14 protein-coding genes and 1 tRNA gene are annotated in these 16,004 nt (G+C 64.9%); 13 read left to right on the top strand and 2 right to left on the bottom strand.

Translation table 11 applies throughout. The annotated features are described in order from the left end of the window. Positions 1 to 107 precede the first annotated feature (107 nt). From F4827_RS01455 to bioB, 5 genes are all read left to right on the top strand, one after another. Complete coding sequence (locus F4827_RS01455; protein ID WP_183720562.1) at positions 108 to 1,514, top strand: dienelactone hydrolase family protein; 1,407 nt, start codon at positions 108 to 110, stop codon at positions 1,512 to 1,514. 344 nt (positions 1,515 to 1,858) lie between these two features. Beyond that, positions 1,859 to 3,244 (top strand): adenosylmethionine--8-amino-7-oxononanoate transaminase, encoded by a 1,386-nt coding sequence (gene bioA / locus F4827_RS01450; protein ID WP_183720565.1) that lies wholly within the window; start codon positions 1,859 to 1,861, stop codon positions 3,242 to 3,244. Beyond that, positions 3,244 to 4,437, top strand: coding sequence for an 8-amino-7-oxononanoate synthase (gene bioF / locus F4827_RS01445; protein WP_183720568.1), 1,194 nt, complete (start codon positions 3,244 to 3,246; stop codon positions 4,435 to 4,437). Before bioA ends, bioF begins: the two co-directional genes overlap by 1 nt. Then, on the top strand, positions 4,437 to 5,174 hold the full coding sequence (gene bioD, locus F4827_RS01440) for a dethiobiotin synthase (protein WP_183720571.1): 738 nt from the start codon (positions 4,437 to 4,439) through the stop codon (positions 5,172 to 5,174). The genes bioF and bioD overlap by 1 nt, the downstream gene beginning before the upstream one ends. Positions 5,175 to 5,215: 41 nt before the next feature. After that, positions 5,216 to 6,301 (top strand): biotin synthase BioB, encoded by a 1,086-nt coding sequence (gene bioB, locus F4827_RS01435; RefSeq protein ID WP_183720575.1) that lies wholly within the window; start codon positions 5,216 to 5,218, stop codon positions 6,299 to 6,301. Positions 6,302 to 6,399: 98 nt separating this feature from the next. Here bioB and cytX read toward each other — a convergent pair whose 3' ends face one another. Further along, positions 6,400 to 7,707 (bottom strand): putative hydroxymethylpyrimidine transporter CytX, encoded by a 1,308-nt coding sequence (gene cytX, locus F4827_RS01430; protein ID WP_183720578.1) that lies wholly within the window; start codon positions 7,705 to 7,707, stop codon positions 6,400 to 6,402. 223 nt (positions 7,708 to 7,930) lie between these two features. Between cytX and F4827_RS01425 the strand changes: the two genes are divergently transcribed. From F4827_RS01425 to F4827_RS01415, 3 genes are all read left to right on the top strand, one after another. Continuing rightward, the gene (locus F4827_RS01425) at positions 7,931 to 9,262 is read left to right on the top strand and encodes a replication-associated recombination protein A (protein WP_183720581.1); all 1,332 of its coding nucleotides are present in this window, start codon (positions 7,931 to 7,933) and stop codon (positions 9,260 to 9,262) included. Between the two features lie 120 nt (positions 9,263 to 9,382). Beyond that, positions 9,383 to 10,675: a serine--tRNA ligase gene (serS, locus tag F4827_RS01420; protein ID WP_183720584.1), complete on the top strand. Its 1,293-nt coding sequence runs from the start codon at positions 9,383 to 9,385 to the stop codon at positions 10,673 to 10,675. 149 nt (positions 10,676 to 10,824) lie between these two features. Beyond that, positions 10,825 to 10,915: transfer RNA gene (locus tag F4827_RS01415), tRNA-Ser, on the top strand. Between the two features lie 78 nt (positions 10,916 to 10,993). On the opposite strand, the gene F4827_RS01410 is transcribed toward F4827_RS01415, so the two are convergent. Next, entirely contained in the window at positions 10,994 to 11,815 is an 822-nt protein-coding gene (locus tag F4827_RS01410) for a glycosyltransferase family 2 protein (RefSeq protein ID WP_260174853.1), read from the bottom strand. A 216-nt stretch (positions 11,816 to 12,031) separates the two neighbouring features. Here F4827_RS01410 and map point away from each other — a divergent pair, with 216 nt between their 5' ends. The 5 genes from map (at position 12,032) to minE (ending at position 15,784) form a co-directional block, all read left to right on the top strand. Then, positions 12,032 to 12,817 carry a type I methionyl aminopeptidase gene (gene map, locus F4827_RS01405; RefSeq protein WP_167066582.1) on the top strand — a complete coding sequence of 262 codons (786 nt, stop codon included), beginning with the start codon at positions 12,032 to 12,034 and terminating at the stop codon, positions 12,815 to 12,817. Between the two features lie 154 nt (positions 12,818 to 12,971). Next, the gene (locus tag F4827_RS01400; RefSeq protein ID WP_183720587.1) at positions 12,972 to 13,508 is read left to right on the top strand and encodes a GNAT family N-acetyltransferase; all 537 of its coding nucleotides are present in this window, start codon (positions 12,972 to 12,974) and stop codon (positions 13,506 to 13,508) included. 208 nt (positions 13,509 to 13,716) lie between these two features. Next, the gene (gene minC, locus F4827_RS01395; protein ID WP_183720590.1) at positions 13,717 to 14,601 is read left to right on the top strand and encodes a septum site-determining protein MinC; all 885 of its coding nucleotides are present in this window, start codon (positions 13,717 to 13,719) and stop codon (positions 14,599 to 14,601) included. A gap of 98 nt (positions 14,602 to 14,699) precedes the next feature. After that, on the top strand, positions 14,700 to 15,515 hold the full coding sequence (gene minD / locus F4827_RS01390) for a septum site-determining protein MinD (protein WP_183720593.1): 816 nt from the start codon (positions 14,700 to 14,702) through the stop codon (positions 15,513 to 15,515). Between the two features lie 14 nt (positions 15,516 to 15,529). Beyond that, complete coding sequence (minE, locus tag F4827_RS01385) at positions 15,530 to 15,784, top strand: cell division topological specificity factor MinE (RefSeq protein WP_027795398.1); 255 nt, start codon at positions 15,530 to 15,532, stop codon at positions 15,782 to 15,784. Positions 15,785 to 16,004 lie beyond the last annotated feature (220 nt).

The raw sequence follows: 16,004 nt of genomic DNA, 5'->3' as shown, positions 1-16,004 counted from the left end.
CAGGCTTTCGGGCCAGGCGCGCCGGTGTGCCATTGTGTCCGTCGAGGACGGGGATAGTTGCTCGGTAGTCAGATTCACAGCGGGATTTTCGCAGGCAGGTGTAGCGCATGGCGTTCAGGAAGCTTCTTACCGGATGGGCGGTGGCCGGCACAGCATGCATGCTGTCGGTGGCGCACGCAGCCTCTCTTTCCGATCCGGCCGCTCAGGCGGCGTCGAACCCTGCTGCGCACGCGAGCGTCACGACAGGCGCGCAATCCTCCCTGGCCGCCAATGCTTCCGGCCCGCTCGGCAGCGCAAACGTGCCGCGCATCGCGCTCGACGACGCGTATCTGCCCGTGGTGCACGCGGGCATGAATGCCCAGATCATCCAGATCCCCGTGCCGGGCGAATCCGATGTGACGCTCGAAACCACGGTGTACCGTCCGGACGGCCCAGGCCCGTTCCCGATGGTGGTGTTCAACCACGGCAAGATTCCCGGCGACCCGCGCATGCAACCGCGCAGCGATCCGATGTCGTTCGCGCGCGAATTCGTGCGTCGCGGCTACGTGGTGGTCGCGCCGAACCGCCGCGGCTTCGCGGGCTCGGGCGGCACCTACGAACAGGACGGCTGCGACGTGGCGAGCAACGGCATGGGCCAGGCCGCCGATGTCGCCACCACCGTCGATTACATGTCGAAGCAGCCATACGTGGACGCGAACCACATCGCCGTGGCGGGCACCTCGCACGGCGGTCTCGCGACCATGGCCTACGGCACCGAAGCGGCGCATGGCGTGCGCGCGCTCATCAACTTCTCGGGCGGTCTGCGCCAGGACGCCTGCACGGGCTGGCAGGACAATCTGACCCAGGCGTTCGGTAGCTACGGCGGTAAGGCCCGCGTGGCTTCTCTCTGGCTCTACGGCGATAACGATTCGGTGTGGACGCCCGATCTCGTCACGAAGATGTTCGCGGCGTTCCGCACTGCACAGGCGGCCGACTTGCAGCCGGGACCGGGCGCGAAGCTGGTCGATTTCGGCGCTTACAAGAACGACGCTCACCGGCTGGTGGGCGATCGCGACGGCGTGCAGGTCTGGTGGCCGACGGTCGAAGCCTTCCTTGCGAATCAGGGCATGCCCACTTCGGTGCAGTACCGCGTGGAAACGCCGGCCGCGCCGCGTGCGAGCGGCTATGCGTCGATCGAATCGGTGGGGGCGGTGCCGTTCCTCGATCAGGCGGGCCGCGACGGTTATCGCAACTTCCTCAAGCAGTACCCGAGCCGCGCGTTCGCGGTGTCGGATTCGGGCGCCTGGTCGTGGGCCGAAGGCGGCGACAATCCGATGGATGTCGCCGTGGCGAACTGCCAGAAGCACAGCTCCGATCCCTGCCGTCTCTATGCGGTGAACGGCAACGTGGTGTGGGCGAACGACAACGTTGCGACCGCACAGAATGATTCCCGCGACGATGGCCATGCGGTGGCGGATAACGGCAACGCAGCGCCTGGCGCGGCAGATTCGGCGCACTCGCTGGCCAGCCGCTAGGACCGCTCAATCTCCAGTCAAACCGAAAGGCGCCCAACGGCGCCTTTTTTCTTGCCGGATGCATTTATCGCCTGGTGATAGTTCCCCAATAATACGCACGACGCTCGCCGCGAACGTCCCAACGTCCTGCTCGTCCGCCCATACGCATATTTTTTTGCATAAGCGCGCGTCACTTTGTTGTCGTCATCTACGCGCATTTCTGGCCTTTGCAAACCAAGTGCGCCGAGCTGCTCCGAACCGCGCCAAACCCCGTTGCAGCAAGGCTCGAAAGCCCATTTTGGGGGTAGTGCATTGCGCGATCGAACGCGCTAAATTCGGCTGCGCTGTCGTATCGGGAGCCGTAAGTGGACTCGCAACACAAGAATTCGCAACCTCAGAACTCGCAAACCCATCCTGGCAACGATGCCTGGATCGCCCGCAGCCTGCGCGCGGTCTGGCACCCGTGCACCCAGATGAAACACCATGAGCGACTGCCGCTCGTCGCCGTTTCGCGCGGCGCGGGCCCGTGGCTCTACGACCACGAGGACCGGCGCTATCTCGACGCCATCAGCTCGTGGTGGGTGAATCTGTTCGGCCACGCCAATCCGGCCATCAACGCCGCGCTCAAGGCACAACTCGACACGCTCGAACACGTCATGCTCGCGGGCTGCACGCACGAGCCCGCCGTCGAGCTGGCGGAACATCTGGCCGCGCTCACGGACAACGTGCTGGGCCACGCGTTCTTTGCCTCGGACGGCGCATCGGCGGTCGAGATCGCGCTGAAGATGAGCTTCCACGCGTGGCGCAATCAGGGCGCGAGCGACAAGCGCGAGTTTGTCTGCCTCGCCAACAGCTATCACGGCGAGACCATCGGCGCGCTCGGCGTAACCGATGTGAAGCTGTTCCGCGATGCTTACGATCCGTTGCTCACGCACGCGCATGTGGTGGCGTCGCCCGACGCGCGCCTCGCACACGACGGCGAAAGCGCCGCCGATGTGGCGCAACGCGCGCTTGCGGACGTGGAACGACTCTTCGCCGAACGCGAAGGCCGCATCGCCGCGCTGATCGTGGAGCCGCTGGTGCAATGCGCCGCCGGCATGGCGATGCACGATCCGTCGTATCTGCGCGGCCTGCGCGTGCTGTGCGACCAGTACAAGGTGCACCTGATCGCCGACGAAATCGCCGTGGGCTGCGGGCGCACCGGCACCTTTTTCGCCTGCGAGCAGGCCGGCATCTGGCCCGATCTGCTGACGCTCTCGAAGGGCATCAGCGGCGGCTATCTGCCGTTGTCGATCGTGCTCTCGCGCGACGAAATCTACGCGGCGTTCTACGACGACGACACCACGCGCGGCTTTCTTCATTCCCACTCGTACACGGGCAATCCGCTCGCGTGCCGCGCGGCGCTGGCGACGCTCGATCTGTTCGCGCGCGAAGGCGTGCTGGAGTCGAACGCGCGCAAATCCGCGCAGTTGCGCGAAGCATTCGCGCCGCTCGACGTGCATCCGCTGGTGCGCAACATGCGCCAGTGCGGCACGATCCTCGCGTTCGACGTGGCGCTCGACGATGCCGAACGCGCGCGCACCTTCTCGCGCCGCTTCTTCGAAAACGCCTTGCAGCGTGAACTGCTGCTGCGCCCGATTGGCACCACGGTCTATGTGATGCCGCCATATATTCTGGATGCCGAAACACAGGCGCTGCTCGCGACGCGTACGCGCGAAACCTTCGAAGCCACCGTCGCGGAGGACCTCTGATGCATCTGCTGGACACGCTCGAACTGAGCCTGAACGAGCTCGACGCGCACGGTCTGCGCCGCCGCCGCCGCACCATCGACACGCCATGCGACGCGCACATGACGGTTGACGGGCGCGAGACCATCGGCTTCGCGAGCAACGATTACCTGGGTCTGGCCGCGCATCCACAACTGGTCGCGGCGCTGGCCGAAGGCGCGCGGCGCTACGGCGCGGGCAGCGGCGGCTCGCATCTGCTGGGCGGCCATTCGCGCGCGCACGAGCAGCTCGAAGACGACCTCGCGGCGTTCGCGGGCGGTTTCGTCGATGCGCCGCGCGCGCTGTATTTCAGCACCGGCTATATGGCGAACCTCGCCGTGCTCACCGCGCTGGCGGGCCGCGGCACGACGATCTTTTCCGATTCGCTCAACCACGCCTCGCTGATCGATGGTGCGCGGCTGTCGCGCGCCGAAATTCAGGTCTATCCGCACGCGGATATGGAGGCGCTCAGCGCGATGCTCGACGCCTCGGACGCGGGCGCGAAGCTGATCGTGAGCGACACGGTGTTCAGCATGGACGGCGATGTCGCGCCGCTCGCGCGTCTGGTCGAGCTGGCGCAACAGCACGGCGCGTGGCTCGTCGTCGACGATGCGCATGGTCTGGGCGTGCTCGGCCCGCAAGGGCGCGGCGCGATTGCCGAAGCCGCGCTGCGCTCGCCGCATCTGGTGATGGTGGGCACGCTCGGCAAGGCGGCGGGCGTGTCGGGCGCGTTCGTCTGCGCGCACGCCACCGTGATCGAATGGCTGGTGCAGCGCGCGCGGCCGTATATCTTCACGACGGCGTCGTCGCCGGCGGTGGCGCATGCGGTCAGCGCGAGCCTGCGCATCATCGCGGGCGAAGAGGGCGACACGCGGCGCGCCCATCTCACCCACCTGATCGCTCGCACGCGCGCGATGCTCAAGCAGACCTGCTGGATGCCGGTCGATTCCGCGAGCGCCGTGCAGGCGCTGGTGATCGGCTCGAACGACGCCACGCTCGCTCTGCAGGCCACGCTCGAAAACGACGGACTCTGGGTGCCCGCGATCCGTCCGCCGACGGTGCCGGTGGGCACCTCGCGCCTGCGCATTTCGCTGTCGGCGGCCCATTCGGATGCCGATCTCGACCGTCTCAACGATTCACTGCAACGCGCCAGCCGCGCCGCACAGGAGGGCGCGTGATGAGCACGGCCAAGGTTTCTTTCTTCGTCACCGGCACCGATACCGAAATCGGCAAGACCTTCGTGAGCGCGGCGCTGCTGCGCGGGCTCACGCACGCCGGTCTGCGCGCGACGGCGCTCAAGCCGATCGCGGCAGGCGCGTACGAGCGCGACGGCGTCTGGCACAACGAAGACGCCGATCAGCTCGACGCCGCCGCCAGCGTGCTGTTGCCGCCCGAGATGCGCACGCCCTTCCTGCTCAAGGAACCGGCCGCGCCGCATATCGCCGCCGCGCTCGAAGGCGTGACGCTCGACATGGCGCGCATCGTCGATTGCCATCGCGCCGCCTGCGAGCGCGCCGATGCGGTGGTGGTCGAGGGTGTCGGCGGTTTCCGCGTGCCGCTCACGCCGACGCAAGACACCGCCGATCTGGCCGTCGCGCTCGGCTTGCCGGTGGTGCTGGTGGTCGGCATGCGGCTGGGCTGCATCAGCCATGCGCTGCTCACCGCCGAAGCGATCACCGCGCGCGGCCTGAAGATCGCGGGCTGGGTCGCGAACCGCATCGACCCGAACATGACCTTCCCGGAAGAAAACATCGACACCTTGCGCATGCTGCTGGGTGCGCAATCCGGCGGTCAATCCGGCGCGCCGCTGCTGGGCGTCGTGCCGCATATGCGCGGCGCGAGCGCCGACGACGCGGCGCAGCACCTGAACATCGACACCTTGCTCGCGCGCCTGGCCGCTGCGGCAGGGCATTGAAGCAAAACCACAAGTCACACGTCACGAAGGACCTCGACACCATGACGCAAACCCACATCGACATCACCTCGCTGAAGGCCACCGCGCCGAGCGCCCACGCCGCCGCCGAAGCCGCAGCGCGCTGGAAAGTCGCCGACGTCGCCGCACTCTACGAGCTGCCGTTCAACGACCTGATGTTCCGCGCGCAGCAAGTGCATCGCGAAAATTTCGACGCCAACGCCGTGCAGCTTTCCACGCTGCTGTCGATCAAGACCGGCGGCTGCGAGGAAGATTGCGCGTACTGCCCGCAGTCGTCGCACTACGAAACCGAACTCGAAGCCGGCAAGCTGATGGCCGTGGACGCCGTGCTGGACGCCGCACGCGCGGCCAAGTCCAACGGCGCGACGCGCTTTTGCATGGGCGCGGCGTGGCGCAATCCGAAGGATCGTCACCTGGAGCCGATCAAGGACATGATTCGCGGCGTGAAGGCGATGGGTCTGGAGACCTGTGTGACGCTCGGCATGCTCGAAGATCACCAGGCGAGGGAACTCGCCGATGCGGGCCTCGACTACTACAACCACAACCTCGACACCTCGCCGGAGTACTACGGCAAGATCATCACCACGCGCACCTACGAAGATCGTCTTGAGACGCTGGAGCGCGTGCGCGACGCGGGCATCAACGTGTGCTGCGGCGGCATCGTCGGCATGGGCGAGTCGCGCCGCGAGCGCGCGGGCCTGATCGCGCAACTGGCGAACATGGAGCCGTATCCGGAATCGGTGCCCATCAACAATCTCGTGCAGGTGTCGGGCACGCCGCTCGAAGGCACCGAGCCGATCGATCCGTTCGAATTCGTGCGTACGATTGCGGTTGCGCGCATCACCATGCCCAGGGCGATGGTGCGGCTGTCGGCGGGCCGCGAGCAGATGGACGACGCGCTCCAGGCGCTGTGCTTCATGGCCGGCGCGAACTCGATTTTCTACGGCGATCAACTGCTGACGACCAGCAACCCGCAAGCCGAAGCGGACCGCAAGCTGCTGCAACGTCTGGGTATTTCGGCGCAGGCCGCGCAGCATCTGCCTGCTGACGATCATGGTCATGCACATGGCCACGATCACTCGCACGGCGGTTGCGGGCACTGCGAGTAACTGGCGAATATGCCCTTTTCGAAGGGCTAAAAGCAAAAACGCCACGCTGATGCAAACAGCGTGGCGTTTTTTATTGCGCTATCGAAAGCGCGTGAACGTTACGCGTATGCCGCGCGACGACGCCCCGCGAGCACCAGATAGCACAGCGCGCCGATCACCAGCGACGGCAGCGTCGCGCCAAGATTCGGCAGCCATTGGTTGAGCGCCTGATACGCGCCAAAACCGAGCACCCACGCGGCGAACGCGCTCACGTGCCAGCCGCCCGAATAGCCATAGACGCCGTTCAGATCGGCGAGCGCCTGCGGATCGATGCGGCGACGGCGCACGATGAAGTGATCGGCGAGCACCACGCCAAACAGCGGCGCAAACACCGAGCCGATAAACAGCAGGAAGTTTTCGTACTTGGCCATCGGCACGACGAGGGCGATCAGCGTGCAGATCGCGCCGAACGCCGCCGAGAGAAACGGCACGCCGGCGCGCGTCCAGACCGTGCCCGTCGAGACCGCCGCCGAGTGAATGTCGGCGAAGGCGTTGTCGATTTCGTCGATCAGCACCAGCAGCAGTGCAAAGCCGCCGCCGGCCTGGGCGAGCGCCGTGGTCAGCAGCGCATCGCCGCCGCCCGCCGCGAGGCCGTAGATTGCGCCCAGCGCGTAGAACCACAGATTCGCGATGCCATAGCCGAACAGCGTGCCGCGGAAAGTCTCACCGGCTTTGCGGCCGAAACGCGTGTAGTCGGCAATCAGCGGCAGCCACGAGAGCGGCATCGCCACCACGAGATCGATGGCGCTGCCGAACGGCATGTCGCCGGTGCCGGGGCGCTTCATCAGCGCGGCGATGTCGTGCTGCGCAAGCAGGCTCCACGTCAGCCACGCCGCGCCCGCGAGCAGCAGCCAGATGCCCCACGTGCGCAGGAAGCGGCGCACGAACGAGAGCGGGCCGCTCACGGCCAGCAGCGTCGCCAGCACGCCGAAGATCACGGTCCAGACGAGCGGCATCGACAGCCCGAAGGCCTGTTTGGCGAGCGCATCGGCGGAATCGCGCATCACGATGATCTCGAACGAGCCCCAGCCGACCAGTTGCACCATGTTGATGACGGCCGGCACCGACGCGCCGCGAATGCCGAGCGTCGGGCGCAGCGAGGACATCGCCGCGAGACCCGTATCCGTGCCGATCACGCCCGCGAGCGCGAGCAGCACCACGCCGATCACGCTGCCGATGCCGATGGCGAGCAGCGCGTGCGGCAGCGACAGGCCAGGCACCAGCAGCGCGCCCGCCTGGGCGACCAGCAGGCCGATGCCGAGAGAGAACCAGAGCGCGAAGGCGTCGCCGGTACGAAACTGCCGGCGCGCGTCGGGCACCGGCACATTGGGCGCGTAGGCCGAGCCGGCCTGGGTGTTTTCAGTCATGGGAAAAGCTGTCCTCTGTGTCTTCTGCTGCGTTGCTTGTATTGAATTCGTATGGTGTGCGTAGGGATTACGCAAAATTCGCGCGGGACGCACGGCTCGCGCGGCGGCGCGGACTGTCATAATGCACGACTGACTCCGGCGCGGCGGCCCATTTTCAGGGGCGCGAACAGTGCGTTCTGCCGTGCGCGCCCGCCGTAAAAGCCGACATTATCGCGAAAACGCCATGTTTGAAGAAACCCGTGCCAACGTTCCGCTTGCCGAGCGGCTGCGCCCGCGCACCATCGACGAAGTCATCGGCCAGAAGCATCTGCTAGGGCCCAACAAGCCCCTGCGCGTCGCCTTCGAGTCGGGCGAAGCGCATTCGATGATCCTGTGGGGGCCGCCGGGCGTGGGCAAGACCACGCTCGCGCGCCTCATGGCCGATGCCTTCCACGCCGAATTCATCGCGCTTTCCGCCGTGCTCTCGGGCGTGAAGGATATCCGCGAGGCCGTCGAGCAGGCGCAACTGCATCGCGCGCACGGCCACCAGACGCTGGTGTTCGTCGACGAGGTGCATCGCTTCAACAAGAGCCAGCAGGACGCATTTTTGCCGCATGTGGAGTCGGGGCTGTTCGTGTTTGTCGGCGCGACGACGGAAAATCCCTCGTTCGAGGTGAACAGCGCGCTGCTCTCGCGTGCGGCGGTGTACGTGCTACGCAGTCTCGACGAGGCTGAGCAGGGCGAACTGCTCGCGCGTGCGTCGCAGGAACTGGGCGGTCTGACTTTCACCGACGAAGCGAAACAGGCGCTGATCGGTTCAGCCGACGGCGACGGCCGCAAGCTGCTCAACAATCTGGAAATCGTCGCGCGCGCGGCGGCCCAGCAGAAGAAGACGGAAATCGACGGAGAACTGCTCGGCAGCGCGCTGGCGGAAAACCTGCGCCGCTTCGACAAGGGCGGCGATGCGTTCTATGACCAGATCAGCGCGCTGCATAAATCGGTGCGGGGCAGCAATCCGGACGGCGCGCTCTACTGGTTCTGCCGCATGCTCGACGGCGGCGCGGATCCGCGCTATCTGGCGCGGCGCATCGTGCGCATGGCGTGGGAAGACATTGGTCTGGCCGATCCGCGCGCGGCGCGCATCACGCTCGACGCCTCGGAAACCTATGAGCGGCTGGGCTCGCCCGAGGGCGAACTGGCGCTTGCGCAGGCCGTGATCTATCTGGCCGTGGCGCCCAAGTCGAACGCGGGCTACAACGCCTACAACGAGGCGCGCCGCTTCGTGAGCAAGGACCAGTCGCGTGCGGTGCCCATTCACCTGCGCAACGCGCCCACGAAGCTCATGAAGGAGCTGGGCTACGGCCACGAGTATCGCTACGCGCACGACGAGCCGGACGCCTACGCCGCGGGCGAAACCTATATACCCGATGGCATGCGCGAGCCGAACTGGTATCGACCCACGCCGCGCGGGCTCGAAGGCAAGATCGGCGAGAAGCTGGCGCGGCTGGCCGAACTCGACGCGCACTGGCGCGATGAACACAAAGACGAAATCCGCGAACGCAAGCGCAAGGGCTGAACTCCGCTGAACCCAGCTGAACCCTGCTGAACGCGGCGAAAAGCGCCAAGGCGCACGGGCTGCCCGCGCCGGTGCGCTAAAATCGACTCCTCACACAACGAAACTGCGTCTCACAATCCCATGCTCGACATCCAGCTGCTGCGTAAAGACCTCGACGGCGTCGCCAGGCGCCTCGCCGACCGCGGCTACACCCTCGACGTCGCGGCTTTCTCCGCGCTCGAAGCGGAACGCCGTGACATCCAGACCCGCACCGAAGAACTCCAGGCACGCCGCAACAGCCTGTCGAAGCAGATCGGCGCGATGAAGGGCCGCGGCGAGGACACCTCGGCGGTCATGGCCGAAGTGGGCGGCATCGGCGACGAAATGAAGGCGTCGGCGGCCAAGCTCGACGAGATCCAGGCGAAGCTCTCCGACCTGCTGCTCGGCGTGCCGAACCTGCCGCACGAAAGCGTGCCGGTGGGCCGCGACGAGTCCGGCAACGTGGAAGTGCGCCGCTGGGGCACGCCGCGCGCGTTCGACTTCGAGGTGAAGGATCACGTCGATGTCGGCACGCCGCTGGGTCTGGACTTCGAGACGGGCGCCAAACTCTCGGGCGCGCGCTTCACGATGCTGCGCGGCCAGATCGCGCGCCTGCACCGGGCGCTCGCGCAGTTCATGATCGACACCCACACGCTGCATCACGGCTACACGGAAGCCTACACGCCGTACATCGTGAACCCGGAAATCCTCTACGGCACGGGCCAGCTGCCCAAGTTCGCCGAGGACATGTTCCGCGTGGAGAAGGGCGGCGACGAGAACAAGGTCACGCAGTATCTGATTTCGACCTCGGAAATCTCGCTTACGAACACGGTGCGCGAGAGCATCGTCGAAGGCGACGCGCTGCCGATCAAGCTGACGGCGCATTCGCCGTGCTTCCGCTCGGAAGCCGGTTCGTATGGCCGCGACACGCGTGGCCTGATCCGCCAGCACCAGTTCGACAAGGTCGAAATGGTTCAGGTCACCACGCCGGAAACCTCGTATAACGCGCTCGAAGAGATGGTCGTCCACGCCGAGACGATTCTGCAGAAGCTCGGCCTGCCGTATCGCGTGATTACGCTGTGCACGGGCGACATGGGTTTCTCGGCCAGCAAGACCTACGACCTCGAAGTCTGGCTGCCGGCGCAGAACACCTATCGCGAAATCTCCAGCTGCTCGAACACCGAGGCGTTCCAGGCGCGCCGCATGCAGGCGCGCTATCGCAACGCGCAGGGCAAGCCGGAACTCGTACACACGCTCAACGGTTCGGGTCTGGCCGTGGGCCGTACGCTGGTGGCCGTGCTGGAGAACTATCAGGAAGCGGACGGCTCGATCACCGTGCCGGAAGTGCTGCGTCCGTATATGAACGGCGTGGCGCGTCTGTCGGTAGGCGCCTGACCCATCTCCTCTACCATCGAAGTAGCGGAGTTCTGCGGGCCCTCGAAAAAATTTTCGAAAAAGGGCTTGCAGGATCCGAAATATGTTCTATAATCTTCGCTTCTCTGGTCGCCGACCAAGACCGGAGAAGCAGTAAAAAGCAGTACCCCGGAGAGGTGGCAGAGTGGTCGAATGTACCTGACTCGAAATCAGGCGTACGGTAACCCCGTACCGTGGGTTCGAATCCCACCCTCTCCGCCAGATTCAGAAAACCCCGTAAGTCGAAAGACCTACGGGGTTTTTGCTTTGCGGCGCGCATTCCTGCGTGCCCGTGCATCCTCAGCCGCTGTTGCCCGGCACATGCCCACGCCGCTCCAGCGAGCGCATGAACGTCCCGGAAATCGCCGATTGACCGTGATGGACGATCTTCTCGTCGATCAGCGCCCACACCGGCATGCCCGCGGCCCGCGCGCGCTGGCAGAACGACAGGTCTTCCGAGAGATACACGCCTTTTTCGCCGACCGTGTCGAAGAACGCATAGAAGCGCCCGTCGGGCAGATACGCCGCGTACTGCGCGGGCGGTCTGTAGAGCTGCGTGAGCGGGGCCATCGCCTCCATGGCGTCGCGGCGCACGAGGAAAATGCCCGTGCCGATGTGATTCACCTCGACCCAGCCCGCGTTCACGCGACTGTTGCCTTGTGCATCGGCGCGGATCGCCGTGTTGTAGTCGACGGTTTTTTCCTGCCACTCGCGCAGCGTGAGGCCCGCGTCTTCAGCCGTAATGCGCTTTTCCACATCGAAGTAGCGATACGGGCAGGCAATGCCCGCCACGGGCTTGTCGCCGGCCAGCAGGCGCGCAATGGCTTCGCGCGAAAAATCCATGTCCGTATCGAGGAACAGCACGTGTGTGAATCGCGGATGGCTCAGGAAATAATTCGCAAAGAAATTCCGCGCGCGGATGATGTGCGACGACGCCGTGTGGATGTACTCGAAGCCGATGCCGCGCTCCTTGAACGTTTCCATCAGACCCGCCAGCGCCATGGCGAAGTCGAAGTGCACGGAATTGTCGTAAGTGGGCAGTGCGATGAGGATATTGAGCGGCGCTTGCGCGGGAGCGTCAGTGCCGGTTGCGGCGCTGGAAGAAGAGGCTGCTGGGATCATGGTCTGGCGTTCTACTCACGTCGTTGTAAGATATTTCCCATTCTTGTTGGCGGCTTGCGCCTGGACAATCGGACGTATCCGAATAATCGGCGCTGCGACGGGCGCAGGCCCGCCAGTGCCGCCAGTCGTGCCGGGTACAATGGCGCCTTCGAGCGGCGCTCCCATGAATTCGCGGCGAGGCGCTACGCGCGCCGTCGCGCCTACTTTGGTTCTCAGATGGCTATCACTTACAAATCCGCCGGCGACATCGAGCGTCTGCGCATTTCGGGCCGCCTCGCGGCCGACGTGCTCGCCATGATCGGCGAGCACGTCAAGCCCGGTGTCTCCACCGACGATCTCGACGCGATCTGCAACGACTTCATCGTCAATACGCTCAAGGCAGTGCCGGCCAACGTCGGTTACCTGGGTTTCCCGAAGACGATCTGCACGTCCGTCAATTCCGTGGTCTGCCACGGCATCCCGAGCCGCAACGAAGTGCTCAAGGACGGCGACATCATCAACATCGACGTGGCCGTGATCAAGGACGGCTATTTCGGGGACACGAGCCGCATGTACACGGTCGGCACGCCCAGTTCGGTGGGCCGACAGCTGATCGACACCACCTACGAGGCGATGCTCGCGGGCATCCGCCAGGTGAAGCCGGGCGCGACGCTTGGCGACGTCGGTCATGCGATCCAGAAACGCGCGCAGGCCGATGGCTTTTCGATCGTGCGCGAGTATTGCGGCCACGGCATCGGCAAGGTCTATCACGAGGAGCCGCAGGTGCTGCACTACGGTCAGCCGGGGCAGGGCGTGCGTCTGAAGCCCGGCATGGTCTTCACGATCGAGCCGATGGTGAATGCCGGACGCGCGGGCACGGCGGTGCAGCGCGATGGCTGGACCGTCGTGACCAAGGACCGTTCGCTCTCCGCTCAGTGGGAGCACATGGTTGCCGTCACCGATGACGGTTATGAATTGCTCACGCCCTGGCCGGACGGCACGGGTGCGTACGAAGCTCCGTGAGGGCCGCGGCACAAGCGGCTGTGCGGGTCATCGGCGTGGCTGTCAAGACCCGCGTACGCCGTGCACAGGGAACTTTTTTGTCAAATAAGGATTTGACTCTCTGGCCAGTTCGGTTAAAGCTACGCGTTAGTGCTTTATTGGGGTTTACGACTGCATGAGTCCGTCACTGACCGTTCGCCGTATTGTTGCCGATCAAGGTGCCGTGCTCCGCGAGCTTCGAACTGCTTCGCTGCGCGACGCGCCTTACGCGTTCGGCGACTCGCTCGAAGACGCCTTGTCTGCCGATGCAGCTGTCTTCGACGCCGCGGCCGCCCGTCAAGCGGATTCGCATACGGCCACCACGTTCATCCTCTACACGGAAGGCCATCCGGCCGGCCTGATCGGCGCGAACTTCGAGAGCGCGCCCGCGCGCCGGGCCTTCGTGTTCGCGTTGTGGGTGGCGCCGGCGGTGCGGCATCTGCGTGGCGGCGAGTTGCTCGTCAACGCGGCCATCGACTGGCTCGCGAGCGAGAACGCCACCCAGATCTACGCATGGGTGACCGATAGCAACACCACCGCCATGCGCTTCTACGAGCGCATGGGTTTTATCGCCACCGGCGATCACGCGCGCAGCACGCAGACGTCCGAGCAATGGGAAACGCTGCTGATGCGCGACCTCGCTGGCGCTGCGCCGGTGGCGTCCGCCCAGTGATCACCGTTTTGAGCGCAGCGCGGTTTTGAGCTCGCCGCGCCCGTTTTTTGCGCCCTGACGCGCGCACCGCGCGTCATGCGGCGGCTCCCCTGGGCGTTTTTCGCGCCGTTCCTTTGTCTTTCCTTTCGATGCAGCATTGTGGGCCATTAAAAATAATGGCCGTGCGCGTCGACGCCTGTAAAATACGCAAAATTTTTCGCCGATCGCCATGTCGCCCAAGAAATCGCCATATTTTGAACTGAAGAGCGGTTCAGTCGATACGCTGCTGTTCGTGGTCAAAACGACTGAACTCGATGCGATGCGCGCCGAACTCACGCGGCGCTTCGAGGCGACGCCGGAATTCTTCGCCAACGATACCGTGGCCATCGATCTGCGCCGTCTTGCCGACGGTGAGCAGGTCGCGCTGGGCGACATCGCGCGCCTGCTGGAAAGCGTGCGCATGCGTCCCGTGGGCGTGGTCGCGCAGCCTGAACAGCATGGCTGGGCCGCCGCAGCCGGCCTGCCGTTCCTCGAAGCGCGCGACAGGCGCGTAGCGGGCGGCAACGCCGCTGCAAAGAGCGAAACCGAAGACGGCACCGCAGCAGTTGCCGCAGCAGTCGCCGCAGATGTTGCCGCAGACGCCGCCACGGCGAACGCCTCGGCCACACCCGCCGCCACGCAACCCGAACTCTTCCCGACCGACCCCACGCAGGACCTGCCTGCGCAAACCGGCACCGAAGCCGATGCCGACATCGACGCACGCAGCAACGCGCCGCGCGCGGCCACGCTGGTGGTCGACCGTCCGCTGCGCTCGGGCCAGCGTGTCTATGCAAAGGGCGATCTGGTGGTGCTTGGCATGGTGTCCAACGGCGCGGAAGTGATCGCCGAAGGCAACATCCATATTTACGCGCCGTTGCGTGGCCGCGCGCTTGCGGGCGTGCACGGCAACCACGACGCACGTATTTTCTGCACGAGCCTCGAAGCGGAACTGATTTCGATTGCGGGCATCTACCGTACCACTGAAGTGCCGCTCTCAGACGACGTGCGTGGCAAGCCGGCGCAGATCCGGCTCGACGAAGAAAAGCTGTTGATCGAACCGTTGAGGCTCACCTGATCCGCCGCTGACGCGTCGCGCAATCAATGTGCGAGCGTGGCGTGCGAGCGGTGCGAGATGAGACCAAACTGGGAAACTGACGAACGCAAGGTAAGGGAATGGCAAAAATCATTGTGGTGACTTCGGGCAAGGGTGGCGTCGGCAAAACGACCACGAGCGCGAGTTTCGCATCGGGCCTCGCGTTGCGTGGCCACAAAACCGCGGTCATCGACTTCGACGTCGGCCTGCGCAATCTCGACCTCATCATGGGTTGCGAGCGCCGCGTGGTGTACGACCTGATCAACGTGATCCAGGGTGAAGCGAACCTGAACCAGGCGCTCATCAAGGACAAGAAGTGCGAAAACCTCCACATCCTGCCGGCCTCGCAGACGCGCGATAAAGACGCGCTCACGAAGGAAGGCGTGGAGAAGGTGATCGAAGACCTGCGCAAGATGGACTTCGAATACATCGTCTGCGATTCGCCGGCGGGTATCGAATCGGGCGCGATGCTGGCGATGCACTTCGCCGACGAAGCGCTGATCGTGACGAATCCGGAAGTCTCGTCGGTGCGCGATTCGGACCGCATCCTCGGCATGCTGTCGTCGAAGACCAAGCGCGCGATCGACGGCAAGGAGCCGATCAAGGAGCATCTGCTCATCACGCGCTACAGCCCGAAACGCGTCAACGAAGGCGAAATGCTTTCGCTCGCGGATATCTCGGAAATCCTGCGCATCGAGCTGATCGGCGTGATTCCGGAATCGGAAGCGGTGCTGCACGCATCGAACCAGGGCCTGCCCGCTGTCCATCTGGACGGCACCGACGTCGCGGAAGCCTACAAGGACGTCGTCGCGCGCTTTCTTGGCGAAGACAAGGCGCTTCGCTTCACCGATTACCAGAAGCCGGGGCTCCTGCAGCGCCTGTTCGGTAGCAAGTAAGGGAGGCGCACGTCATGTCGTTTCTTTCGTTTTTTCTCGGCGAGAAGAAGAAGTCCGCCTCGGTAGCGAAGGAACGCCTGCAGCTCATCATCGCTCACGAGCGCGCAGGCGGTCATCCGCCCGCCGATTATCTGCCGGCCCTGCAACGCGAACTCGTCGCCGTGATCTCCAAGTACGTGAAGATCTCGGACGAAGATATCCGCGTAAGCCTGGAACGCCAGGACGACCTCGAAGTACTTGAGGTCAAGATCGAGATTCCGCAGGCTTGACCCGCGCGGCGAGTGCGGCGCACGTGTTTCTAGCACCCATGTGCCGTACTCGTCTCGATATCGCTGCGCGCCTTTGATGTGCAGCGCGGCATTCCTTGCCTTATCGAAATATTCGGTTTCACTTCACCTCCTGCGGTTACACGGCCGCTGTCAGCGCAGACGCCTGCTCGCGCATTGATCGGGTAACGCCACTCATGGCGTCCTACTCGAAGGGTGAACC

Origin of the sequence: Paraburkholderia bannensis (genome assembly GCF_014200455.1) — a bacterium.
Taxonomy (GTDB): domain Bacteria; phylum Pseudomonadota; class Gammaproteobacteria; order Burkholderiales; family Burkholderiaceae; genus Paraburkholderia; species Paraburkholderia bannensis_A.
The sequence above is the reverse complement of the archived record's forward strand: the minus strand, read 5'-3'. Positions and strand labels throughout refer to the sequence as shown.

What these genes read in the sequence shown, in the direction of transcription:
- F4827_RS01455 (WP_183720562.1), top strand. Translation starts at nt 108, where the DNA reads ATGGCGTTCAGGAAGCTTCTTACCGGATGGGCGGTGGCCGGCACAGCA.
- bioF (WP_183720568.1), top strand. Translation starts at nt 3,244, where the DNA reads ATGCATCTGCTGGACACGCTCGAACTGAGCCTGAACGAGCTCGACGCG.
- bioD (WP_183720571.1), top strand. Translation starts at nt 4,437, where the DNA reads ATGAGCACGGCCAAGGTTTCTTTCTTCGTCACCGGCACCGATACCGAA.
- bioB (WP_183720575.1), top strand. Translation starts at nt 5,216, where the DNA reads ATGACGCAAACCCACATCGACATCACCTCGCTGAAGGCCACCGCGCCG.
- cytX (WP_183720578.1), bottom strand. Translation starts at nt 7,707, where the DNA reads ATGACTGAAAACACCCAGGCCGGCTCGGCCTACGCGCCCAATGTGCCG.
- F4827_RS01425 (WP_183720581.1), top strand. Translation starts at nt 7,931, where the DNA reads ATGTTTGAAGAAACCCGTGCCAACGTTCCGCTTGCCGAGCGGCTGCGC.
- serS (WP_183720584.1), top strand. Translation starts at nt 9,383, where the DNA reads ATGCTCGACATCCAGCTGCTGCGTAAAGACCTCGACGGCGTCGCCAGG.
- F4827_RS01410 (WP_260174853.1), bottom strand. Translation starts at nt 11,815, where the DNA reads ATGATCCCAGCAGCCTCTTCTTCCAGCGCCGCAACCGGCACTGACGCT.
- map (WP_167066582.1), top strand. Translation starts at nt 12,032, where the DNA reads ATGGCTATCACTTACAAATCCGCCGGCGACATCGAGCGTCTGCGCATT.
- F4827_RS01400 (WP_183720587.1), top strand. Translation starts at nt 12,972, where the DNA reads ATGAGTCCGTCACTGACCGTTCGCCGTATTGTTGCCGATCAAGGTGCC.
- minC (WP_183720590.1), top strand. Translation starts at nt 13,717, where the DNA reads ATGTCGCCCAAGAAATCGCCATATTTTGAACTGAAGAGCGGTTCAGTC.
- minD (WP_183720593.1), top strand. Translation starts at nt 14,700, where the DNA reads ATGGCAAAAATCATTGTGGTGACTTCGGGCAAGGGTGGCGTCGGCAAA.
- minE (WP_027795398.1), top strand. Translation starts at nt 15,530, where the DNA reads ATGTCGTTTCTTTCGTTTTTTCTCGGCGAGAAGAAGAAGTCCGCCTCG.